The sequence below is a fragment of the Albirhodobacter sp. R86504 genome, assembly GCF_042466415.1.
Classification (GTDB): Bacteria; Pseudomonadota; Alphaproteobacteria; order Rhodobacterales; family Rhodobacteraceae; genus Albirhodobacter.
Window position 1 is genome coordinate 1,326,422 of the sequence record NZ_JAXHCH010000002.1, and the last position, 21,955, is coordinate 1,348,376.

Here is a 21,955-nt window from a genome sequence, read left to right on the forward strand (position 1 = left end):
TCATTCACATAAAAACGGCGCGCCACTCGGCGCGCCGTTTTTTAATATTCTTCGAGATATCAATAGCTTCTGATGAGACCAACCAGTTTGCCCTGCACCTTCACTTGGTCATCGCGCAGCATCCGCGTCTCATAGGCAGAGTTCGCGGCCTCGAGCGCGATCATATTGCCACGGCGATAAAAGCGCTTCAGCGTGGCCTCGTGATCCTCAACCAGTGCAACAACGATCTCGCCATTGGTGGCAGTACTCGTCTCGCGGATCACAACGATATCGCCATCATTGATGCCGGCCTCGATCATGGAATCGCCTTTGACCTCCAGCGCGTAATGCTCGCCCCTCCCCGAGAGCATCGAGCCCGGAACAGCCACATGATGCGACACTTCCGAGATCGCCTCGATCGGCACACCTGCTGCGATGCGGCCCATCACGGGCAATTCGCGCGCATAGACCGTCTCAATCGGCAAGGCGGCGGGCGGCGTTTCGGGGCGATCGCCTTCGATCACGCGCGGCGCGAAGCCCGACGTCCCCGACTTGGCCGCAGGCGCGGCAAGCGCCTCACTCTCTTGCGCCGCCTTCTCGCGCGCGGCGCGTTCCATCGATTCAGGAAGCTTGATGATTTCCAACGCGCGCGCGCGATGTGCGAGGCGGCGAATGAACCCGCGTTCTTCCAGCGCCGTAATCAGGCGGTGGATGCCCGATTTCGACCGTAAATCCAAAGCATCTTTCATCTCGTCAAATGACGGAGGAACACCATCACGCTGCGTGCGTTTTTGGATGAATTCGAGCAATTCCAACTGTTTACGCGTCAGCATAGTCTGATCTCCGGCGATGAATCGACTGAACATAGTCGAGATGTTCACTCTCGGTTCTACCCGCGTTCCCGCTTTGTGTCAATCGTACAGTTTAGACCATCAGCGCACGGCAAAGCCCCGTTTACAGCGGAAGATAGTGCAAGGTCTCCCCCGCCTCACGGGCGACATCATCCTTTTCGCGGATCAATAGCGCGTTGGCCTCCGTCATGATCCCCAGCAGCGCCGAATCCTGATTGCGGTAGGGGCGGATGACACCCGCCGAGACTTGCGCGCGCATATAATGGGTGCGCGGGCCCGTCGGGCCGACGTCCTCGCCCAGGGTCGCGGTCATCGGCACGGGCGACAGATCAACCCCCAGCATGACCCCCAAAAGCGGCTTGAGAAATAACTCCGCACACACCAGCGCCGAAACGGGATTCCCCGGCAAGCCCAGCATCGGCACGCCGTCAATCTGCCCCGCCATCAGTGGCTTTCCCGGGCGCATCGCGATTTTCCAAAACGCGCGCTCCAACCCGAGATCTGCCGCGACCTTTCCGACAAGATCGTGATCCCCCACCGAAGCCCCGCCCGACGTGACGATCAGATCCGCTGTCTTCGCAAGGTCGAAGACCAATCGCAGGCTCGCCTCGCTATCGCGCGCGATCGGCAATATGCGCGCCTCGGCACCGTTCGCCTCGATCATTGCGGCAAGTGCATAGGAATTGGAACAGATGATCTGCCCTTCGGCGGGGGTCTCGCCGGGCATGACCAGCTCGTCGCCCGTTGCGATGACCGCCACGACAGGGCGTCGCGCAACCTCCACCTGCGCCACATTCATCGCAGCCAAGAGGCCGATGTCACGCGGCGTCAAAACGCGCGGCGCGCGCAATGTATCGCCCTGACGGAAATCCTGGCCCTCAGGGCGGATATTATCGTTGGCGGAAAGCTGCTGCGCGAGCGTAATCGTTTCGCCCGCGCGCGTGACGGTCTCTTGCAATACAACCACCCCGCCGGATGTCGGAACGGGCGCGCCGGTGAAAATCCGGATACAGGCCCCCGCAGGCACGTCGCCGCTAAACGGATGCCCCGCGCCGGCCTCGCCGATAACATCAAGCCGCGCGCCCGGTTGATGATCAGACGCGGCGAGCCAATACCCATCCATCGCGGAGGCCGCAAAGGGGGGCTGTGTCAAACGAGCGATTGCATCTGTGACCATCACCCGTCCGCGCGCGTGCCGCAAAGGCACAAGCTCCCCCGCGAGGGGCTTTGCCAGCGCCAGAACCCGCGCGCGCGCCTCCTCAACCGAAATCACGGATTCGCCTCGTAACGCCCTGATTTTCCGCCATCTTTCAGCATGACGCGGAGCCCCTCAAGGCGCATATCCTTATCAACCGCCTTGAGCATATCATACACCGTCAGCCCCGCGACCGAGACCGCCGTTAGCGCCTCCATCTCCACTCCCGTCTGCCCCGACGTTTTCACGGTGGCGGTGATCCGCACCCCCGGCAAATCAACGTCAGGCGTGAGATCCAAAGACACTTTGGTAATCGGCAGCGGATGGCACAGCGGGATCAGATCGGCGCATTTCTTTGCCCCCATGATCCCCGCAATCCGCGCAATCCCCAGCACATCGCCCTTTTTGGAGGTGCCCGCCATCACATGCGCCAAGGTCTCGGCCGCCATGACGACAGTGCCCTGCGCGACAGCGATACGGTCACTCACAGGCTTGCCAGACACATCCACCATATGCGCTTGCCCGCCCTCATCGAAATGCGACAGGCTCATAGGGACAGCAGCGCCTTCGTCGCGCCCGCCACATCGTCTTGCCGCATCAGGCTTTCGCCGATCAAGAACCGCTTCGCGCCAACATCGGCCATCTCTTTGAGGTCGGTCGGCGTGAAGATCCCGCTTTCGCAAACAAGATCGCGCTTCTCGGCCAAAATCACGGGCGCGAGGGCGCGCGTCACATCAAGCGTCACCTCGAAGGTCTTGAGGTTGCGATTATTCACCCCCATCAACGGCGATTTGGTCACTTTCAGCGCGCGGTCCAACTCCTCCGCATCATGCACTTCGATGAGAACATCCATCCCCCAACCGAAGGCCGCATCCTCCAGTTCGGCGGCAAGGCTATCGTCAACCGAAGCCATGATAATCAAGATGCAATCGGCCCCCCATGCGCGCGCCTGGGCGACCTGATAGGTGTCGTATAGGAAATCCTTGCGCAATGCGGGCAGGCTACACGCCGAACGCGCCTCCCGCAAAAACTCGGGCGCCCCTTGAAAGCTTGGCCCGTCGGTCAGAACCGAAAGACACGCCGCGCCGCCCTGCTCATAGGCCTGTGCCAACTCGGCAGGCCGGAAATCAGGGCGGATCAAACCCTTGGAGGGCGACGCTTTCTTGATTTCCGCGATCAACCCATAGCCAGAGGCGACCTTCGCGCTCAACGCATCGGCAAAGCCGCGCGGCGCAGAGGCGGCTTTGGCCTCTGCCTCGACATCGGCCAAAGACCGTGATGCCTTTTGCGCGATAATTTCGTCGAGCTTGTAGGCCTTGATCTTATCGAGAATGTTCATGCAGCCCCCTGCGAGATTTTCGCCAGACGCACAAGCGCCGTCATTGCCGCGCCCGATGCGATGCTTTCGCGCGCCATCTCGACGCCGCCTTTCAGATCGGATGCCTTATCCGCAATCACCAACGCCGCCGCCGCATTCAGCAAAACCGCATCCGTATATGCCCCCTGCTCCCCCGCCAGAACCGCGCGCAACGCCACCGCATTTTCCGCCGGTTCACCGCCTAGGATATCGCGCAATTTATGCACCGGAAGGCCCGCATCCTCGGGATGGATTTCCAACTCGGTGATCTTGCCATTCTCGAGCGCGGCAACCGACGTCGCGCCCGTGATCGACACCTCGTCCATCCCATCCGCCCCGTGAACAAGCCAAGCCTTCTCAGACCCCAGCGCGAGCAGCGTCTCCGCCATCGGGAAGATCAGATCAGGCGCAAATGCCCCCGAAAGCTGACGCTTCACACCCGCGGGACTGGTGAGCGGACCAAGGATGTTAAAGATCGTCTTGCAGCCCAGCTCCGTGCGCACAGGCATCACATGCTTCATCGCCGGATGGTGCACGGGCGCCATCATGAAACCGATCCCTGCCTCGGCAATCGCGCGCTCCACCGTTTCGGCGCCGCTCATAACTTCAATCCCGAGCGCACTCAACGCATCCGCAGCGCCGGATTTCGAGCTGAGGTTGCGGTTGCCATGCTTGGCCACCGGCACACCCGCGCCCGCCACAACGAATGCGGTCGCCGTCGAGATGTTCAACGTACCAATGCCGTCGCCCCCCGTACCGACGATATCCATAGCGCCCTCGGGCGCGCGAACAGGGATGCAATTGGCCCGCATGACCGCCGCAGCCGCAGCATATTCAGACACCGCCTCACCGCGCGCGCGCATCGACATCAGCAATCCGCCGATTTGCGCCGGTGTCGCCTCGCCGTTGAACAAAATCTCAAACGCTTGTTCGGCCTGCGCCCGCGACAGGGGGCCTTCGGAAGCTGCGTAAATCAGCTTTTTCATTTTGTCGCTCATGTGCATCTCCTTCACGCAGGGGTCTTCAAAGAGACGCCTGCCTCCTTGAGGAAATTGCCGATCATCTGATGACCGTGCTGGGATGCGATCGATTCGGGGTGGAACTGCACGCCTTCGATCAATTTTTCTTTGTGGCGCAAGCCCATGATCATGCCATCTTCCAACCAAGCCGTGACTTCCAGACAATCGGGCAGTGTCGCACGCTCGACGATCAGGGAATGGTAACGCGTCGCCTCGAACGGGGTTGGTAGGCCATTGAAGACACCTTGATTGGCGTGATGGATCTGGCCCATTTTGCCATGCACGATCTCGCCCGCGCGCACGACCTTGCCGCCAAACGCCTCACCAATCGTTTGATGCCCCAAGCAAACGCCCAAGAGCGGCACATCGGCCTCAAACGCGGCCATGGTCAGGGGCAGGCAAATGCCAGCCTGCGCCGGATCGCAGGGCCCTGGTGACAGCACAATCGCCTCCGCCCCCATCCCCATCGCCTCTTGCACGTTGATCGCATCATTGCGCACCACCCGCACATCCGCCCCCAGTTCACCGAAATAGTGAACGAGGTTGTAAGTGAAACTGTCGTAGTTATCGATCAAGAGTAGCATCGGCCGGATTCCCGCTTTTTGCGCGGATTAAAAGGGATGAACCGCGCGTTTTATCCGGCTATACATGGGCTGAGAGCTCAGGCGGGTCAAGGCATGATGGCCGCGCATCGCGCGCAAGATGTGGATCGGACGCGCCCTGCTGCACGGGGATGGGACTGCTGCGATGGGTTTGGACAATTATCATCGCGGGGGGTAATGTTTCCAGAGTATTAGCGGGCCATGGCGCGGGTGCTGCCCTGAGAGCTTTTCAAAAGGCGAAGCGCGCGTCACCGTCAAAGATAAACGTGATAAGAATTTATGAGGTCGGGCAGAATGACGAAATCAAGTATCGGCAGGAACGCTGGCGGCACGGCTGGCGGCATCGTCGGCGGCTTGGGCGCAGGGCTTGTCGTCTCTGCGCTGGCCTTGGGCGGCGTCTCGCTGATGGCGCCGCCGCCCGAAACATCGCGCGCCCCCCAAACGTCCGCAACACAGGGACTGGAGGCGGCGATCACCCCGCCACCAGAGGATAGCGAATTTGGCAAGGGGCCGAGCGCGGCAGTGGTCCCCCCCCAAACGACCGAACCTTTGCGAACCCCGACCGGCCCTGTGGCGGTCAAGCCGCCTGTGAAAGAGGCAAGCCCCGCGATTGAAACGGACCCGGATGCAAAACCCAACGCGTCCGATGCGCCTGAGACTCCCACCGCGCCCCCTGCGGCGACGGCCGCCTTGCAACACCCGATCGAGGGCGAATCCCCGATCCCCGTCCCCCCTCCTGGCGAGGCGATCGCGCCTGCTCTGGGTCTGCCTTCGGCGGACGGAACTTTTGTTGACCCTGCGCCAGACACCGATCTTGCCCCCGATCAGATTGCGGCGCTCCCCGCGCCGTCACAATCTGCCCGCCCAACGACCGCACCGCCGGCCCAAGCCGAGACCGCGCCCCAACGCGCCGATGCTCCGCCAGTGATAACCCCACCTTCGCCCTCGCCGGAATCGTCGATTGTCGCGGATGGCGCCACCGCGCCTGACAGCATGATGCCCCAAGATGCGCCCCCGCCCGATGCTCCCACGGTGCCCGATGCCCCTGCCGTTATCGTTTTGGATGAGCCGAGCGCCCCTGCCGGTCGCCCGGCGACGGGCTTCCAAAACTCGGGCAATGTCACTTTGGGGCGTCTGCCCAGCATCGGCGAGGCTGGCACCCCTGACGCGCCTGCCACGATTGATGTTCTTTCTCCCGAGGCCCTACCGCCCGTTCAAGCCTATGCCCTGCCCTTCGCAGTCACGGGCAGCACGCCGCTTTATTCGGTTGTGCTCGTTGATCCAGGGGCGAAGGCCGGAGGCCTCGATCCCGCAACATTGAAAACCATCGGCTTTCCCGTCACGCTCGCGATTGATCCGACCCGTCCTGATGCCCAAGCCGATGCAGAAACCTACCGCGCGGCGGGGTTTGAAGTCGCGATCCTCGCCTCCAGCCTGCCCGAGGGCGCGACCGAACAGGATCTCGAAGTCGCCGTTGAGGCATGGAGGCAGATCATCCCCGAAGCAATCGCAATCGTTGAGCCCGCGCAGCCGGTTTTGCAAACCAACCGGCTTTTGTCGCAAGGCTTGGTCAAGATCCTCGCGCGCGAAGGGCTCGGCCTTATCACGCAATCGGGCGGTCTGAACGCGGCGGAGCAACTCGCCGAGAAGGAAGGCGTGCCGCATACAAAGATCTGGCGTGTGATTGACGATGGCCGCGAAAAAGCCCCCGTCATCGAACGGATGTTGGGCCGCGCCGGCTTTGAGGCCAGCAAAGACGGCGCAGTTGCTGTGATGCTCTCGGCTTGGCCTGAAAGCCTCTCGGGCTTACTCACATGGGAGCCCTCGCGCGATAAGGATATCGCCCTCGCGCCCGTGTCTGCTTTGGCGCTGAGCGGGATGTAGCTTGCGGCCTGCGGTTTGACGCATGAAAAAGGCGGGCCTCGCGGTCCGCCTTTGGTTTTAGATTGCGTTGACTGGCTCAGCTATTGCGGCGCACAAACCGTCCCGCATCTTCCGCCGCTTTGCGCAAGGCGTTTGATTTATTGACCGTTTCCTCGAACTCCGCCTGCGGATCGCTATCGAATACGACACCGCCGCCCGCTTGGATGTAGAGCTTCTCATCCTTCACGACCGCCGTGCGCAGCGCGATGCACATATCCATCTCGCCGTTGGCCGCAAAATAGCCGACACCACCGCCGTAAATGCCGCGCTTTTCAGGTTCCAGCTCGTCGATGATCTCCATCGCCCGAACCTTTGGCGCGCCCGAAACCGTGCCCGCCGGCAACCCTGCGAGCAAGGCCGACAAGGCATCCTCGCCCGACGCTAGCTGCCCGACGACGTTCGAGACAATATGCATCACATGGCTATAGCGCTCGATGATAAACTTCTCGGTCGGCCGCACCGTGCCAATGCGTGCCACGCGGCCCACATCATTGCGACCCAGATCCAGCAGCATGAGATGCTCAGCCAGTTCCTTCTTGTCGGACAACAGATCGCGCTCCAACGCGCGGTCTTCCTCCTCCGTCTCGCCCCGCTTGCGCGTGCCCGCGATGGGCCGGATCGTCACCTCGTTCTCGCGCAGACGCACGAGGATCTCGGGGCTCGCGCCCACGATCTGGAACCCGCCGAAGTTCAGATAGAACATGAAGGGGGACGGGTTCGTCCGGCGCAAACTGCGGTAGAGCGCAAAGGGGGGAACAGGGAAATCTGCCGTCCAACGCTGTGCGGGGACCACTTGGAAAATGTCGCCCGCGCGGATGTAATCCTTCGCCTTCTCCACCGCGGCGCGGTAGCCGTCGGGCGTGAAATTCGACACCATCGGGCCCACTTGCGCGGTTTCCGACAGCTCGCGCGGCTCGCTGGGCTGACGATCAAGATCGCGCAGGGAATCCATCACGCGCTCCGCAGCTTGCGCATAGGCCGCGCGGGCCGAAAGCCCCTCGACAAACCACGCGGGCGAGCAGAGCGACACGTCGCCCTTCACCCCGTCAAGAACCGCCACCACCGTTGGCCGCATCAAGATCGCATCCGGCACCCCGAGCGGATCGGGGTTCACATTGGGCAAATTCTCTACAAGACGGATCGTGTCATAGCCAAGATAACCAAACAATCCCGCCGCCGCGGCGGGGAGATCCTCCGGCATATCGATCCGGCTTTCAGCGATCAGCGCACGCAGGCTCTCGAACGGATGCCCCTCCAGATCGGTGAAAGTCTCGTCAAAGCGGGCCTGACGGTTGATCGAGGCTTGTTCACCATGGGTACGCCAGATCACATCGGGCTTCATCCCGATCATCGAATAGCGCCCGCGCAGCTCACCGCCCGTGACCGATTCAAACATGAACGCATTCTTACCCGCATCCGCGAGTTTCAGCATCAACGACACGGGCGTATCGAGATCCGCGGCGAGGTGGGCGTAGACAAGCTGATTCTCCCCGCGTGCCCATGCCTTCTCGAACGCCTCAAACGATGGTTTCAACGCGACCATTTCGACGCCCTCACTGAAGCTGCGTCATCACCGCTTCAGCAGCAGCGGAATCAAGTTTGACCCCCGCCTCTGCTTGTGCGGCGCGCGCGTAATATTCGAACAGATCCTGACCAAGCCCTTGGCTCAACTGGTCCTTGACCGATGTGGTCAATTGCTCGCCGACGGTGTCATTTTGATCTGCGGGGATGATCGCGTTGAGTTGGACGATCACCACATTCGTGCCATCCGCAACCGCCGAAGCCTTCCCCTCGCCCGACAGCGAATAGGCCGCCGTAATTGCAGTATCGGGCAGATCCTCGATGAAGATCCCGCGCGTTAGCTGGTAGTCCTTGGTGTCCCCAAAGCCTGCGTCCGCAAAGCTCGCCCCGCCTTCCAACGCGGCGATCCCGACTTGGGCTTGGGCCAAAAGCGCCTCTTGCAAGGCATTCGCCCGCCACGCCGCGATAACGTCTTCGCGCACATCCTCCAGCGGCAAAAGGCTTGGCTCCTCAATTGCATCGAGGCGCAAAGCGAAGACGCCGCCGTCCTCCAGTTCTTTCAACTCAGGGAAATCGGAGGCCGTCACCTCATCCGCGACTTCGCGGAAGGCTTGATAGGCGGCGATGTCGTCTTGCGTCTCGGCGGTGTAATCAATTGTGCCCAAAACGAGATCGGTCTGATCCGCAATTTCTTCCAACGTCACGCCGCCGGCCAATTCATCCTCATAGATCAACGAATTATCCAGAATAACGCGGCGCGCGCGGTCCATCCGCGCCTCCCCTGCGAGCTCCTCTTGCGCCTCCTCGAAGGTCACGTTGCGCGCTTCCAAAATCGCATTCATCGAGAACAGCGCAGGGCCAAGATCCGTATCGATCGGGCCAACAACTTCAGGTTCCTCAAGGGCGAAGACCGCCTCACCGGCGCCCCCCAACTCCTCTTTGGTCACCTCGCCCAGATCAGCATCTGTCAGCGCAAGACCACGATCCGCCGCAAGCTCGGCAAAGGTTTTCTCACCCGCATCATAGGCGGCTTTAGCGGCAACCGCGCTATCTGCATCAGGGTAGACGAGCTGCTCGACCAAGCGGCGCTCGGGCTGCTGGAACTCGGCGCTGCGCGCCTCATACACCTCGCGCAATGCGGCCTCGTCCAATTCAATCGTATCGACGATCATCTCTGGCGTCACATAGGCATAGGTAATTTTGCGGGTCTCAAGGCTGGTGAAATCCTCGGGATGCGCCTCGTAATAGGCTTGCAAATCGGCCTCTTGCGGCTCGGGCAGCGCGTCCGTCAGATCAGCCGCCGTAATACGGGCAGTTGTGACGCCGCGCGCCTCACCGATATAGGCGATGTAGCGATCAATGATCGCTTTGGGGGCTGGCGCGCCGCCGATCGCGGCCGCTTGCACAATCGCGCGGGCCGACTCTGCCCGAATCTGTGCCTCGTATTCCGCCTCGGTGAGGCCCTGCTGGCGCAGCGCGAGCTTGTAGGTTTCGCGATCGAATTTCCCCGTCGGATCTTGGAAGCTCGGCGTCGCGAGGATCTGGTCGCGCACATCCCCGTCGCCGACAGATACGCCCATGATCCGTGCCTGCTCGTCGACGGCAGCGGCGGCGAACAAACGCGCCTGCACAAGACGGTCCACGCCGAACTCACGCGCTTGCGCCATGGACAGCGGCTGGCCCATGCGTTCCGACAGGGCGCGTACTTCGCCCTGCAATGAGGACGCGAACTGATCGACCGACACTTCGGTTTCCCCGACTGACCCGATTGACCGCAAGCTGCCGCCGAAATTGGTCACGCCGAAGCCGCCAAGCCCGAGGATCAACATCCCCATCAAGATCCAAAAGACCGTTTTCTTGCCATGGCTGCGCAGGCTGCTCGACATCGGATTTCCTCCCGAGAATAGGCGTTTGAACGTGTGTTTAGGCGGAATGACAGGTGTGGGCAAGGCTTGCCGCGCCCACAGCGTGACGCGATCGCGTGAGCGCAGCGTGGTTCCCCCCGCCCGCCTCGCCCGCGAGCGCGTCTGGCGTGCGAGGGCCTCACCGCCGCTCGCCGCAAGACCCCGCGCCGCTTACCTTTGGATCTGGGATAAACGCCCCATCAACGCGCCAATGCCATCCGTATCGACATTGGCAAATGCGACCCGCACCTGCCGTGCGCCGTCCGCATCACCCGCGGGCGTGAACATCGTCCCCGGCAGCAGCAGAACGCCCGCGTCACGCACCAAACTGCGTGCGAACGCGTTGGATGCGAGCGCAGAGGGATGTTGAAGATACGCAAAATACGCGCCGCAGCCCAGAAGCTTCCACCCCTCCAGCCCCTCAACGCCCCTAATCATCGCGGCTCGGCGCCGAAGGATTTCGGCCCGCTCCCCCGCGACCCAATCGCCCAAATTCCGCAACCCCCATAGCGCCGCGATCTGGCCAAGCTGATTGGGGCAAATGGCAACCGTATCGAGGAACTTCTCCACCTGCATCAGACGCTCACGCCCTGCAACGATTGCCCCCACACGGTGCCCCGTCAGACGATAAGCCTTTGAGAAGGAATAGAGATGGATCAACGTATCCGCCCAATCGGGGTCCGCAAACAGGTCATGGGGCGCGCCCGAACGGCTATCGAAATCGCGGTAGGTTTCGTCGACGATCAACGCAATCCCGTGGGCGCGCGCCAGCTCAAGGAAGGCGCGCATGATCTCAGGCGGGTATTCCGCACCGCAGGGGTTGTTCGGCGACACCAGAACGATCGCACGGGTTTTGGGCGTGATCAGCGCGGCGGCAGCCTGCGGATCGGGGATCATCCCCTCACCGCATTTCAACGGAACCGTTTTCGCCCCCGCCATATCCAGCCACATTTTATGATTGAAATACCAAGGGCTTGGCAGAATGACTTCATCCCCCGCCCCTGCCAAACTCGACAAAGCCGCGCAAAATGCCTGATTGCAACCTTGCGTAATCGCGACCTGATCGCCGCTGATCTCGCCGCCGTAAGCGGTTGACCACTGCGCCGCGAGCTCCGCGCGCAACTCTCCCATCCCCAAGACAGGGCCATAAAGATGCGCCTGCGGATCGTTCAGCGCCGCATCTGCGATCGCTTCACGCAACGGCAATGGCGGCGAATCGACCGGCGCTGCTTGCGAGACATTGATCAAGGGGCGCTCAGGCGTGAATGTCACCCCCTCGAGCCAGCGACGCGCCTCCATCACGGGCGGCAAGAATGTCTCCGCCATTGCAGGATTGAGCGGCCGGAGGGCGCGCATTTGCGGCGCACCCGCGGTCTCATTGCGCGGGTGAGCGGGGTCGCGAGGGGTGTCTGGCAGCATTTTGTCTCCTTGGTTGGCCGTAGATCACCAGAGACCTTCGCCGGTTGCAAGCGCCCTTCACCCCCATCGCGCCAACCGGACATCGCGCCCGAGCGAAGATCGCGCCGGACGGACAGTAGCCACCCCGCCCTGCTTCAATTGCTCTGCCCCGTCCACAAACGCGCCCCCACCGCGTCCTTCGCTGTCGTAACGGAAAATCCCGCGCGGCGCGCATGTTCAGCGAATTGCGCCGCATCACTGGTCTCGCTGCGGTCACCGCCATCGCGGGGCGGCATCGCAGGGCCGGTTTGGCGCGCATCGCCCTCACCACTTTCGGCATCCCCCCGCAACGGGTTGAGCGCAATTGACCCAGTCTCACGCAGCAGGTTTTGATCGACGAGCAAGCAGTCACCGGCGCGATCCTCGCGGGCGATCCGCGCTTTAATCACGACAATCCGGCCCCGCGTGCAGATCTCCGCGAGGCGCTCTGGCGCGGATTTCCCCGTAAGATGCACAATCTCATGCCCGCGCCAGCGGATGCTGCGCGCGCTGTTTGGCCCCGTAAAGCCATCGCGCGCCGCCGCAAGGTCGACGGGGCTCGCATCGCCGTCCGCATCAAGCCAACTTGTCGCTACGAACTGCGCACCGTTCTTCGACAACGCCCGCCCCTGAGGCGTCATGACCCCGACAAGCTCGCCTTCTGATGCAATCAACACCGCATTCACCGTGACCTGCGAGCAGGCGAAAAACGCCACCGCCAGCGCCGCAACACCGCAGCTCCGCGCGAAACCGCGCGCAAGGATGCACATCAGAGCGCCCATCGTCATCACCGGCAACACCCACCCTGCTGGCGTCGGGATTGCCGTCACCGCCCCCTCAAACCCCGCAACCGTTTGTGCGACGAAAATGATCCACGCGGTCCCCTTCGTCATCACCCAAAGCGCAGGCGCCGCGAGGCCAACAGGCGCAAGCACCGCCGCAATCACGCCAGCAGGCATGACGATTGTGCCCATCACAGGCACCGCAAAAAGATTGGCCAGCACGCCGTATTCCGCCATGCGATTGAAATGCACCGCCGCAATCGGCGCGGTCACCAATCCGGCGATGAAAGAGGTCGCAATCAAAAGCAAAACGGGCCGCAGGATGGGCGGCAGTTTGCGCGCCCGTCTCGACCAAGGCCCCGCCATCACAATCAACGCCACTGTCGCGCCGAAAGACATCTGGAACCCAGGCGAGACGAGCGCCTCCGGTGTAAAGATCAAAATCAGGCAGGCCGCCATCGCAACCGTCCGAAGGCTCAGCGCGCGTCGATCAAGCAGCACCGCCAAGAGCATGACAGTCGTCATAACAAACGCGCGCTCTGTCGCAACAGATCCGCCAGAAATCCAGAGATAAATCGTGCCCGCGACAATCCCGCCGAATGCCGCGACCTTGCGGCCTGAAACGCGCAGCGAGAGCCAGGGAATGAGGGCAATCGCCGCGTTGAGCGCAGCAAAGACGAACCCTGTCAGCATCCCCATATGCAAGCCTGAGATGGCGATAATATGAAAAAGGTTGGACGCGCGCATAACTTCATTGGTTGCGGATGTGATGCCCGCCCTATCGCCCACAAGAAGCGCCGCCGCCATCGCGCCCGCCTGATCTGGATGCAGCTCTTGGATCGCGCGCGAAATCGACATGCGGAACCGATGCGCCGCCATAGGCCAATCTTGCGCGTCGGGAGGCGCGGCCAATAAAACAGGTGTACGGGTATAGCCGACGGCCCCGATCCTCTCGAACCACGCGTGACGGCGAAAATCATAGCCCTCCGGCTGGGCGGGCCCGTTATATGGCATCAGATGCGCGGTTAGCATCACGCGCTGGCCCGGCTCGGGCGATAGCCACGCCTGCGCGCCCTCGCCGGGCGGTTCTTGCAACGATATCCGAACCCGCTCAGGTGTATTTTCCGGCGCGATCCGATCAATCCGCAACTGATCCAGCGTAAGCCGGATCTTATCCGAGCCAGAGCGATCCGCCGCCACGATCCGGCCTTCAACCGCGCCGTAATATCTAAATTGAAGCGCGGGCGCCGCGACCTGATGCGCGCGCCACCCCGTCAGCAAAAAGCCAACGCAAAGCGCCGCGAAGGCGAGCCACACAAACTGGGCATCCCGCGCGCGCAGGCTACAAAACGCGAGGCTCGCGAGACCTACCCCAGCCACGGTCCAGTAATGCTCGGCGGTTGGCTCTGCGCGCGCGGCAAACCACAAACCGATCCCAACCGAGAGCCAGATCGGCAACCACAGCATGAGATCGCGACGCGCCGCTTGCAGGGCCTGCGCGGGCGCCATGATCCCGCCAAAGACGGATGTCAGGGCACGAGGCGCGAGGCGTTGGGCGGCCGCGCGCATCCGGGCAAGTGCAGGCCCGCCAATCGCTTGCGCCCATTGCGATGTCATCCCGTGCGAATGCGCCCCACTGTGCGGCCCATTTTGCGCCCCACTCTGCGCGGCGGGCGTGGGCAAACCTAGCGCGGGTTCATGCCCCGCGTGCGACAGGCTCAGCGGGGCAATCCCGCGCCAAAGATCGTCCTCCTCCTCCTCACGCCCGTTCGCCACGCTTGTTTCTCCGCCATCCGCGCCTTATGCATCGGCTCGAACCCTACGCCCAACATGGTTTCCGAAAGGTTAACGCCCCCCTATGACCCAGCAAGTCGTCACCCGCTTCGCCCCCTCGCCCACCGGCTATCTTCATATCGGCGGCGCGCGCACCGCGCTGTTCAGCTGGCTCTACGCGCGCGGACGCGGCGGGAAATTCTTGCTGCGCATCGAAGATACCGACCGCGAACGTTCCACCCCCGCCGCGACCGCGGCAATCTTGAAAGGTCTGGCGTGGCTCGGCCTTGATTACGACGGAGAGCCCGTCAGCCAGTTCGAAGGCCGTGAGCGCCACGCCGAAGTTGCCCGCGAGATGCTCGCACGTGGCAACGCCTATAAGTGCTTTGCGACGCAAGACGAGATCGAAGCCTTCCGCGAAGCCGCCCGCGAGGCCGGCACATCGACGATGTACAAAAGCCCGTGGCGCGATGCCGATCCCGCAACCCATCCCGACGCGCCTTTTGTCATCCGCCTAAAAGCCCCAACCGAGGGCGCGACCGTGATCCACGATCAGGTGCAAGGCGACGTTACCTTCAAAAACGACCAGCTCGATGACATGGTTTGTTTACGATCCGATGGTACGCCGACATATATGTTGGCTGTCGTCGTTGATGATCACGATATGGGCGTGACCCACGTCATCCGCGGGGATGACCACCTCACCAATGCCGCGCGGCAGGTGCAGGTCTATAACGCCATGGGCTGGGATGTGCCGGTCTTTGCGCATATCCCGCTCATCCACGGGCCGGATGGGAAAAAGCTTTCCAAACGTCACGGCGCGGTCGGCTTGGAAGAATATCAACTCATGGGCTATCCCGCCGCAGGGATGCGCAATTATCTGAACCGGCTTGGCTGGTCGCACGGTGATGACGAATTCTTCACCGATGCGCAGGCTTTGGAGTGGTTCAACCTCGATGGAATCGGCCGTTCACCGGCGCGACTGGATTTCAAAAAGCTCGAAAATATCTGTGGCCAACATATCGCTGCGGCGCAGGACTCGGATCTGCTGCCTGAAATTGAGGCGTTTCTTGCTGCGACGCACGCAGAGCCGCTGGATGTGCAGCAGCGCACATATTTGGCCGATGGTCTCTATTGCCTCAAAGAACGCGCGAAGACTTTCCCGGAACTCCTTGAAAAGGCGCGATTTGCTTTGGCTCGTCGTCCGCTGGACATTGATGAAAAAGCGGCCAAGGCGCTCGACGATGTATCCCGTGGTATACTGACAGAATTGACGCCGCAGCTGCAAAGTGCTAGCTGGACCCGTGACGCGCTGGAGGCTGTTGCCAATAGTGTCGCCGAAGCCCATGGCATCGGATTTGGAAAGCTTGCGGGCCCGCTTCGTGCGGCGCTGGCAGGGCGTGCCGCGACCCCTAGCGTCTTCGATATGATGCTGGTTTTGGGCAGGGAGGAGACCCTCGCCCGTATCACAGATCAGGCGGCCTGAGGCCCGGCCGCCTTCCCCGGGAAACCGGCTGGAACATTCCCGGCGTGGCCTCGCCGGATCAAATATGAGGGACTGCAATGGCTGATACCAGAACCGCGACGCTTACCTTTGACGGGAAAACGATCGAACTTCCGATCCTTTCCCCGACCGTCGGCCCGGATGTCATCGACATTCGCAAACTCTACGCGCAAGGCGACGTATTCACATACGACCCCGGCTTTACCTCCACCGCGGCATGTGAATCCGCGATCACCTATATCGACGGCGACAAGGGCGAATTGCTGTATCGGGGCTATCCGATCGAGCAACTGGCAGAGCATTCGCATTACCTTGAAGTGTGCTATCTGTTGCTGAACGGCGAATTGCCAACGGCTGACGAGCTGGCCGATTTCGAAAACCGCGTGACGCGCCACACGATGCTGCACGAACAAGTCCACAACTTCTTCCGCGGCTTCCGCCGCGACAGCCACCCCATGGCGACGATGGTGGGCGTGGTTGGCGCGATGTCGGCCTTCTACCACGACAGCTTGGACATCACCGATCCGTGGCAGCGCGAAGTCGCCTCCATGCGTCTGATCGCTAAACTCCCAACGATTGCGGCGATGGCGTATAAGTATTCGGTGGGTCAGCCCTTCGTTTACCCGCGCAACGATCTGGATTACGCATCCAACTTCTTGCACATGTGCTTCTCGGTTCCCGCGGAACAATACAAAGTCGAACCCGCGCTCGCCAAAGCGATGGATCTGATCTTCACGCTGCACGCCGATCACGAACAAAACGCATCCACCTCCACAGTGCGTTTGGCGGGTTCGTCGGGCGCAAACCCGTTCGCTTGCATCGCGGCAGGTATCGCTTGCCTTTGGGGCCCTGCGCATGGCGGCGCAAACCAAGCCTGCTTGGAAATGCTGCGTGAAATCGGGTCGGTTGACCGCATTCCGGAATTTGTTGCGCGCGCGAAAGACAAGAACGATCCGTTCCGTCTGATGGGCTTTGGCCACCGCGTTTACAAAAACTTCGACCCGCGCGCGAAGGTGATGAAAGAGTCGGCGGACGAGGTTCTCGAACTGCTCGGCGTTCACAACAACCCGCTTTTGCAAGTCGCGAAAGAGCTCGAGAAAATCGCACTCGAGGATCCGTATTTCGTCGAGAAGAAACTCTATCCGAATGTCGATTTCTATTCGGGCATCATCCTGGAAGCCATGGGCTTCCCGACATCGATGTTCACGCCGATCTTCGCGCTCTCGCGCACCGTTGGCTGGATCTCGCAGTGGAAAGAGATGATCGGCGATCCGACAGGCAGAATTGGCCGTCCGCGTCAGCTTTACGCGGGTGCGACCGCGCGCGAATACACGGATGTTACCAAGCGCTAAGTTTTCGCTTGAAGTATTTTAGGAAGGCCGGGGGGAAACCTCCGGCCTTTTTGCCATAGGGGCATCACGTCAGGCGCATGACGGGGCGCGCATGAGGGCGGGCACTATCAGGGCGGGCAAGGTCACAGAGGGTAAGGTCGGGGGATCGTGCCGGAGCTTCGTCTTTATGGGCCGGGAAAATCGGGCCGCCGCAAGCTCGACACCGGCGCCCGATGCGCTCTCGAGTCACTTGCGCGCGGTCTCGGGCTCTGGCATGAGTTCGCGCATGAGCACCGATCACCTCCCCCCCGCCGCCGCGCCACAGACCTCTCCATCAAGCAGCGTTCCGCCAGAACGTCTCGCATTGATCACGGGTGCGTCGCGCGGACTTGGGGCTGCGATGGCAGAAGAGCTCGCCGCGCGCGGCTGGCATGTGCTTTGCGTTGCGCGCACCACCGGCGCGTTGGAAGAATTGGATGACCGCATCCAAGCCAAGGGCGGCTCGGCCACGCTTGCGCCGATGGATGTCACCGATCCCGCCGCTATGGCGCATCTGGCGGCCTCCATCCATGCGCGCTGGGGCGGTTTGGGCCTTTGGGTTCATACCGCAGTCTATGCTGCGCCGCTTTCGCCTGCTGGGCACTTGGCGGAAAAAGATATCAATCGCTCAACCGACACAAACATCAAGGCAACGATGCATCTTGTGGGTGTGCTGGAACCTCTGTTGCTCGCCGCAAAAGGCACGGCGATGTTCTTTGACGATCCGCGCGGCGGCCAGAAATTCTTCGGCGCCTATGGCTCAACCAAAGCCGCCCAGATTGCCCTCGCGCGCAGCTGGCAGGCAGAGGCGGTAAAAGTCGGGCCACGGGTGTTGATCGAGACACCCGCGCCGATGGCTACGGCTGTGCGAGCGCGGTTCTTCCCGGGCGAAGATCGCGCGCCGCTGACGCCGTGCCGCGACGAGGCGGCCCGTTTGGCGGCCTTGATATAAGTCCGATGCTGCCGCAAGCGGCACGAATTTTGGGCCTTCGAGGGGGAAAGATGCGCCGTAACCCGAGGAATTGTGGCACAGAGCTTTACGCCTGACGATGCGCAAGGTAAGCACGGATAAACAGGTAATTCCGAGGGATCCATGCGCATTCTCATCACCAATGACGATGGCATAAACGCCCCCGGCCTTGCCATCCTCCACGCCATCGCGACCGAGATCGCAGGCCCCTCCGGCGAAGTCTGGACTGTGGCGCCTGCTTTTGAACAATCGGGCGTCGCGCATTGTATTTCCTACACCCACCCCACGATGATCGCAGAGCTGAGCCCCCGCCGCTTCGCCGCCGAGGGGAGCCCTGCGGATTGTGTTTTGGCGGGCCTGTACGACGTGATGAAAGACAACCGGCCTGATCTGGTGCTGTCGGGCGTCAATCGGGGCAATAACTCAGCGGAAAACGCGCTTTATTCGGGCACGTTAGGCGGCGCGATGGAGGCGGCTTTACAAGGCCTGCCCGCGATCGCGCTCTCGGCCTATATCGGCCCCAAGAACAATGCCGATGAAGCGACAATGTTTGAGGCCGCGAAGGTGCACGGGGCGCCTTTGATCCGCAAACTTCTCGATCACGGCATTTGGGATGATGGCGATTACCGCGTGTTCTACAATGTGAATTTCCCGCCGCTCCCCGCGTCGGAGGTGAAGGGAACGAAGGTCGCCGCTCAAGGGTATCGCCGCGACACGAATTTCGGCATCGAGGCGCAGCTCTCCCCTTCGGGGCGCAAGTTCCTTTGGGTGAAGGGTGGCTATCAGCACGCGCCCACCGCGCCGGGCACTGACGCGGCCGTGAATCTCGACGGGTATATCTCCGTCACGCCGATGCGCGCCGATCTTACGGCGCATGACGTGCTCAGCGATCTTGAGGCCCGCCTCACATGACCGAACGCCGCCCTTCGTCGCAAGGGGATGCAACGCCCTTACCCCCCTTGAACGCCGAGGATCTCGCCGAGCGAAAGATGCGGTTTTTATTCGCGCTACGGTCAAAAGGCGTGATCGAGGCGAAGGTTCTCGAGGCGATGGAGCGCGTCGATCGAGGGCTATTCGTGAAGGGACTTTTTGCCGAGCGCGCCTATGAGGACATGCCCCTGCCGATCGGCTGCGGGCAGACGATCTCGCAACCCTCCGTTGTTGGCCTCATGACGCAGGCGTTGGAACTTGGGCCGCGTGACACGGTGCTGGAGATCGGCACCGGATCTGGATATCAGGCCGCGATATTGAGCCAGATCGCGCGGCGGGTCTATACGATCGACCGGCATCGTCGCCTTGTGCGGGATGCGGATGCGCTGTTCCGCGCGCTGAATTTGACCAATATCGTGACGCTTGCGGGGGACGGGTCGCATGGTTTGCCCGATCAAGCGCCGTTTGATCGCATAATCGTCACCGCCGCCGCCGAAGATCCTCCGGGGCCACTCTTGGCGCAGCTCAAGATCGGCGGTATTATGGTGGTGCCTGTCGGGCAATCCGACACCGTGCAAAGCCTGATCCGTGTCCGCAAAACCCAAAGCGGGCTCGACTATGAGGAGCTTCGTCCGGTGCGGTTCGTGCCGCTGGTCGAGGGAACTGCAACTGAATGACCCCGCCCCGCCGTGGGGCATTTTGATGACGAGACTGAAGGGGCCGACAGCAACAGGCCCCGCACATAACCGAGAGGATAGAGCCATGACACCCACCCGTTTCCCGCGCCCCCAGCCTTCCCGTCGCGCTGTGAAATTCGCGGCGCTCGGCCTCACCGCCCTCGCTTTGGCGGGCTGCTCGGATGGCGGTGTGGATCTTGACCTGCGGAAATTCTCCAAGATCGGATTTGATACCAGCTCCGCTGCGCAAAACGCCGCGAGCAAGCGCCCCGAGCCCGATGCGCGTGGCGTGATCACCTATCCGACGTATCAAGTTGCCGTAGCGCGCAGCGGCGAGACCGTCGGCGCCATCGCGCAGCGTCTGGGCATCGCGCCCGCCACGCTGGCGGCGAAGAACGCACTCGACGTAAACACGCCCTTGGCGAAGGGCGAGATCCTTGTCCTGCCAACCAATGTGGGCGGCGGCACGATGCCTATCGCGGGCGGCGTTGCGGGCAGTTCGGCGATCGCGACGGAATCCATCGATATCACGACCCTCGCAGGCAATGCGATCAACCGTGCGGAGGGAGGTGCGGCAACGCCAATCGCCGCCGCGCCGACGGGCAACGAACCCGTGCAACACCCTGTCGCACGCGGCGAGACTGCGTATTCCATCGCGCGCTATTACAATGTGAACGTGAAGACGATTGCGGATTACAACGGGCTGCCACAGGATCTTAGCGTCCGTGAGGGGCAGATCCTTTTGATCCCGCTCGCCGCGCGCAACACCGATGCAATCGCCAGCGCGAATGTCCCCGGATCGGCCAGCGTCACGCCGACACCGCCCTCCGCCGCGACCCCCCTGCCGGATGAGAAAACCATCTCCGCCGCGACGCCCGTCGCCACACCGCCCGCCCCCGATCTGGGCGCCTCGGTGAGCAAAGCGACGACCGCCGCCCGGATGCAGATGCCCGTGTCAGGTTCGATCATCCGGCCTTACGTGAAATCGAAAAACGATGGGATCGATATCGCGGCGAGCGCAGGCACAGCCGTGCAAGCCGCCGAGGCCGGAACCGTGGCCGCCATCACCAAAGATACCGAACAAGTGCCAATTCTTGTTCTGCGTCACTCCGATGGCTTGCTGACGGTCTATGCGAATATCGACGGAATTACGGTCGCCAAAGGCGCGAGCGTGACCAAAGGCCAGACCATTGCGAAAGCCCGCGCCAGCGATCCGGGCTTCGTGCATTTCGAAGTGCGCAAGGGCTTCGAAAGCGTCGATCCGATGCCATATCTTCAGTGAAACACGCTACTTGAATAACAAAACGCCCGCTTTTCAAAAGCGGGCGTTTTGCGTTTGTGGTCCCTGTCGCGCGCGCCCTAGACGGCGATCCCGCGACGTCCTGCAAGATCGGTGAAGAACTGCCACGCGACACGGCCGGACCGCGATCCGCGCGTCGCTTGCCATTCAATCGCCTGCGCGCGCAGATCCTCTGGGTCAACCTGCACACCGTAAGCCGCACAATACCGATCAATCATTGTGAGGTATTCGTCCTGTGTGCAGGGGTGGAACCCGAGCCAAAGCCCGAACCGATCCGAAAGCGACACCTTCTCCTCAACCGCCTCTGACGGATTGATCGCAGAGGAACGTTCATTCTCGATCATGTCGCGCGGCATCAAGTGACGACGATTGGAGGTCGCGTAGAGAATGACATTCGACGGGCGCCCCTCAATCCCGCCGTCCAAAACGGCTTTGAGCGATTTGTAATGCTGGTCGTCATGGCTGAACGATAAATCGTCGCAAAACAGCACAAATCGCATCGTGGGCGCGTTGCGAAGATGCGCCAAAAGCCGCGCAACCGACGGCAGGTCTTCGCGGGCAAGCTCAACCAATTTCAGGGGTAAGCCCTCCGCCACGGCCGCAGCATGGGCCGCCTTCACCAGCGAGCTTTTCCCCATCCCGCGCGCGCCCCAAAGCAGCGCGTTATTCGCCGCAGCGCCGCGCGCGAATTGCAACGTATTTGCCATCAGCGTATCGCGAGCGCGGTCAATACCGTGCAACACCTCGATATCCACGCGCGAGACCTGCGCGATCGGTTCCAGCCTGTCCGGCCCCGTGTGCCAGATGAATGCATCGGCTTTGGTCAGATCGGGGGTAGGCTCCGGCGCGGGGGACATCCGC

18 protein-coding genes are annotated in these 21,955 nt (G+C 61.9%); 7 read left to right on the plus strand and 11 right to left on the minus strand.

The window, feature by feature from the left end; all coding sequences use genetic code 11:
* Positions 1-59: 59 nt before the first annotated feature.
* The 6 genes from lexA to SJY32_RS08450 all read right to left on the minus strand — a co-directional run bounded on the left by lexA (position 60) and on the right by SJY32_RS08450 (position 4,985).
* A complete protein-coding gene (lexA, locus tag SJY32_RS08425; RefSeq protein WP_376873811.1) occupies positions 60-812 on the minus strand; it encodes a transcriptional repressor LexA in 753 nt (250 codons plus the stop codon).
* Positions 813-933: 121 nt separating this feature from the next.
* Entirely contained in the window at positions 934-2,103 is a 1,170-nt protein-coding gene (gene glp, locus SJY32_RS08430) for a gephyrin-like molybdotransferase Glp (protein ID WP_376873813.1), read from the minus strand.
* Positions 2,100-2,576: a cyclic pyranopterin monophosphate synthase MoaC gene (gene moaC / locus SJY32_RS08435; protein WP_376873815.1), complete on the minus strand. Its 477-nt coding sequence runs from the start codon at positions 2,574-2,576 to the stop codon at positions 2,100-2,102. Before moaC ends, glp begins: the two co-directional genes overlap by 4 nt.
* Positions 2,573-3,364 carry an indole-3-glycerol phosphate synthase TrpC gene (trpC, locus tag SJY32_RS08440; protein ID WP_376873817.1) on the minus strand — a complete coding sequence of 264 codons (792 nt, stop codon included), beginning with the start codon at positions 3,362-3,364 and terminating at the stop codon, positions 2,573-2,575. The genes moaC and trpC overlap by 4 nt, the downstream gene beginning before the upstream one ends.
* A complete protein-coding gene (gene trpD, locus SJY32_RS08445; RefSeq protein ID WP_376873819.1) occupies positions 3,361-4,380 on the minus strand; it encodes an anthranilate phosphoribosyltransferase in 1,020 nt (339 codons plus the stop codon). Before trpD ends, trpC begins: the two co-directional genes overlap by 4 nt.
* An 11-nt stretch (positions 4,381-4,391) precedes the next feature.
* Positions 4,392-4,985: an anthranilate synthase component II gene (locus tag SJY32_RS08450; RefSeq protein ID WP_376873821.1), complete on the minus strand. Its 594-nt coding sequence runs from the start codon at positions 4,983-4,985 to the stop codon at positions 4,392-4,394.
* A gap of 312 nt (positions 4,986-5,297) precedes the next feature.
* Between SJY32_RS08450 and SJY32_RS08455 the strand changes: the two genes are divergently transcribed.
* Entirely contained in the window at positions 5,298-6,887 is a 1,590-nt protein-coding gene (locus SJY32_RS08455; protein ID WP_376873823.1) for a divergent polysaccharide deacetylase family protein, read from the plus strand.
* A gap of 76 nt (positions 6,888-6,963) precedes the next feature.
* Here the strand turns inward: SJY32_RS08455 and trpE are convergent, their stop codons facing one another.
* The 4 genes from trpE to SJY32_RS08475 all read right to left on the minus strand — a co-directional run bounded on the left by trpE (position 6,964) and on the right by SJY32_RS08475 (position 14,346).
* Positions 6,964-8,469, minus strand: a complete 1,506-nt coding sequence (trpE, locus tag SJY32_RS08460; RefSeq protein WP_376873825.1) for an anthranilate synthase component I — start codon at positions 8,467-8,469, stop codon at positions 6,964-6,966.
* 10 nt (positions 8,470-8,479) lie between these two features.
* Positions 8,480-10,333, minus strand: coding sequence for a SurA N-terminal domain-containing protein (locus SJY32_RS08465; RefSeq protein WP_376873827.1), 1,854 nt, complete (start codon positions 10,331-10,333; stop codon positions 8,480-8,482).
* A gap of 189 nt (positions 10,334-10,522) precedes the next feature.
* Positions 10,523-11,707, minus strand: a complete 1,185-nt coding sequence (locus SJY32_RS08470) for an aminotransferase (RefSeq protein WP_376877647.1) — start codon at positions 11,705-11,707, stop codon at positions 10,523-10,525.
* A gap of 197 nt (positions 11,708-11,904) precedes the next feature.
* Positions 11,905-14,346 (minus strand): ComEC/Rec2 family competence protein, encoded by a 2,442-nt coding sequence (locus SJY32_RS08475; RefSeq protein WP_376873829.1) that lies wholly within the window; start codon positions 14,344-14,346, stop codon positions 11,905-11,907.
* A gap of 82 nt (positions 14,347-14,428) precedes the next feature.
* Between SJY32_RS08475 and gltX the strand changes: the two genes are divergently transcribed.
* The 6 genes from gltX to SJY32_RS08505 all read left to right on the plus strand — a co-directional run bounded on the left by gltX (position 14,429) and on the right by SJY32_RS08505 (position 21,076).
* On the plus strand, positions 14,429-15,829 hold the full coding sequence (gltX, locus tag SJY32_RS08480) for a glutamate--tRNA ligase (protein ID WP_376873831.1): 1,401 nt from the start codon (positions 14,429-14,431) through the stop codon (positions 15,827-15,829).
* 77 nt (positions 15,830-15,906) lie between these two features.
* Positions 15,907-17,199, plus strand: coding sequence for a citrate synthase (gene gltA / locus SJY32_RS08485; protein ID WP_376873833.1), 1,293 nt, complete (start codon positions 15,907-15,909; stop codon positions 17,197-17,199).
* 265 nt (positions 17,200-17,464) lie between these two features.
* Positions 17,465-18,169 carry an SDR family NAD(P)-dependent oxidoreductase gene (locus SJY32_RS08490; RefSeq protein WP_376873835.1) on the plus strand — a complete coding sequence of 235 codons (705 nt, stop codon included), beginning with the start codon at positions 17,465-17,467 and terminating at the stop codon, positions 18,167-18,169.
* A gap of 141 nt (positions 18,170-18,310) precedes the next feature.
* A complete protein-coding gene (surE, locus tag SJY32_RS08495; protein WP_376873837.1) occupies positions 18,311-19,099 on the plus strand; it encodes a 5'/3'-nucleotidase SurE in 789 nt (262 codons plus the stop codon).
* On the plus strand, positions 19,096-19,794 hold the full coding sequence (locus tag SJY32_RS08500) for a protein-L-isoaspartate(D-aspartate) O-methyltransferase (protein WP_376873839.1): 699 nt from the start codon (positions 19,096-19,098) through the stop codon (positions 19,792-19,794). The genes surE and SJY32_RS08500 overlap by 4 nt, the downstream gene beginning before the upstream one ends.
* Before the next feature lie 85 nt (positions 19,795-19,879).
* Complete coding sequence (locus SJY32_RS08505; protein ID WP_376873841.1) at positions 19,880-21,076, plus strand: peptidoglycan DD-metalloendopeptidase family protein; 1,197 nt, start codon at positions 19,880-19,882, stop codon at positions 21,074-21,076.
* A 77-nt stretch (positions 21,077-21,153) separates the two neighbouring features.
* Here the strand turns inward: SJY32_RS08505 and SJY32_RS08510 are convergent, their stop codons facing one another.
* Positions 21,154-21,951 carry an ATP-binding protein gene (locus tag SJY32_RS08510; protein WP_376877650.1) on the minus strand — a complete coding sequence of 266 codons (798 nt, stop codon included), beginning with the start codon at positions 21,949-21,951 and terminating at the stop codon, positions 21,154-21,156.
* Positions 21,952-21,955: the final 4 nt, after the last annotated feature.

Bases quoted from the DNA above. Each gene is read 5' to 3' on its own strand.
- lexA (WP_376873811.1), bottom strand. From the start codon at position 812: ATGCTGACGCGTAAACAGTTGGAATTGCTCGAATTCATCCAAAAACGC.
- moaC (WP_376873815.1), bottom strand. From the start codon at position 2,576: ATGAGCCTGTCGCATTTCGATGAGGGCGGGCAAGCGCATATGGTGGAT.
- trpC (WP_376873817.1), bottom strand. From the start codon at position 3,364: ATGAACATTCTCGATAAGATCAAGGCCTACAAGCTCGACGAAATTATC.
- trpD (WP_376873819.1), bottom strand. From the start codon at position 4,380: ATGAGCGACAAAATGAAAAAGCTGATTTACGCAGCTTCCGAAGGCCCC.
- SJY32_RS08450 (WP_376873821.1), bottom strand. From the start codon at position 4,985: ATGCTACTCTTGATCGATAACTACGACAGTTTCACTTACAACCTCGTT.
- SJY32_RS08455 (WP_376873823.1), top strand. From the start codon at position 5,298: ATGACGAAATCAAGTATCGGCAGGAACGCTGGCGGCACGGCTGGCGGC.
- trpE (WP_376873825.1), bottom strand. From the start codon at position 8,469: ATGGTCGCGTTGAAACCATCGTTTGAGGCGTTCGAGAAGGCATGGGCA.
- SJY32_RS08465 (WP_376873827.1), bottom strand. From the start codon at position 10,333: ATGTCGAGCAGCCTGCGCAGCCATGGCAAGAAAACGGTCTTTTGGATC.
- SJY32_RS08470 (WP_376877647.1), bottom strand. From the start codon at position 11,707: ATGCGCGCCCTCCGGCCGCTCAATCCTGCAATGGCGGAGACATTCTTG.
- gltX (WP_376873831.1), top strand. From the start codon at position 14,429: ATGACCCAGCAAGTCGTCACCCGCTTCGCCCCCTCGCCCACCGGCTAT.
- gltA (WP_376873833.1), top strand. From the start codon at position 15,907: ATGGCTGATACCAGAACCGCGACGCTTACCTTTGACGGGAAAACGATC.
- SJY32_RS08490 (WP_376873835.1), top strand. From the start codon at position 17,465: ATGAGCACCGATCACCTCCCCCCCGCCGCCGCGCCACAGACCTCTCCA.
- surE (WP_376873837.1), top strand. From the start codon at position 18,311: ATGCGCATTCTCATCACCAATGACGATGGCATAAACGCCCCCGGCCTT.
- SJY32_RS08500 (WP_376873839.1), top strand. From the start codon at position 19,096: ATGACCGAACGCCGCCCTTCGTCGCAAGGGGATGCAACGCCCTTACCC.
- SJY32_RS08505 (WP_376873841.1), top strand. From the start codon at position 19,880: ATGACACCCACCCGTTTCCCGCGCCCCCAGCCTTCCCGTCGCGCTGTG.
- SJY32_RS08510 (WP_376877650.1), bottom strand. From the start codon at position 21,951: ATGTCCCCCGCGCCGGAGCCTACCCCCGATCTGACCAAAGCCGATGCA.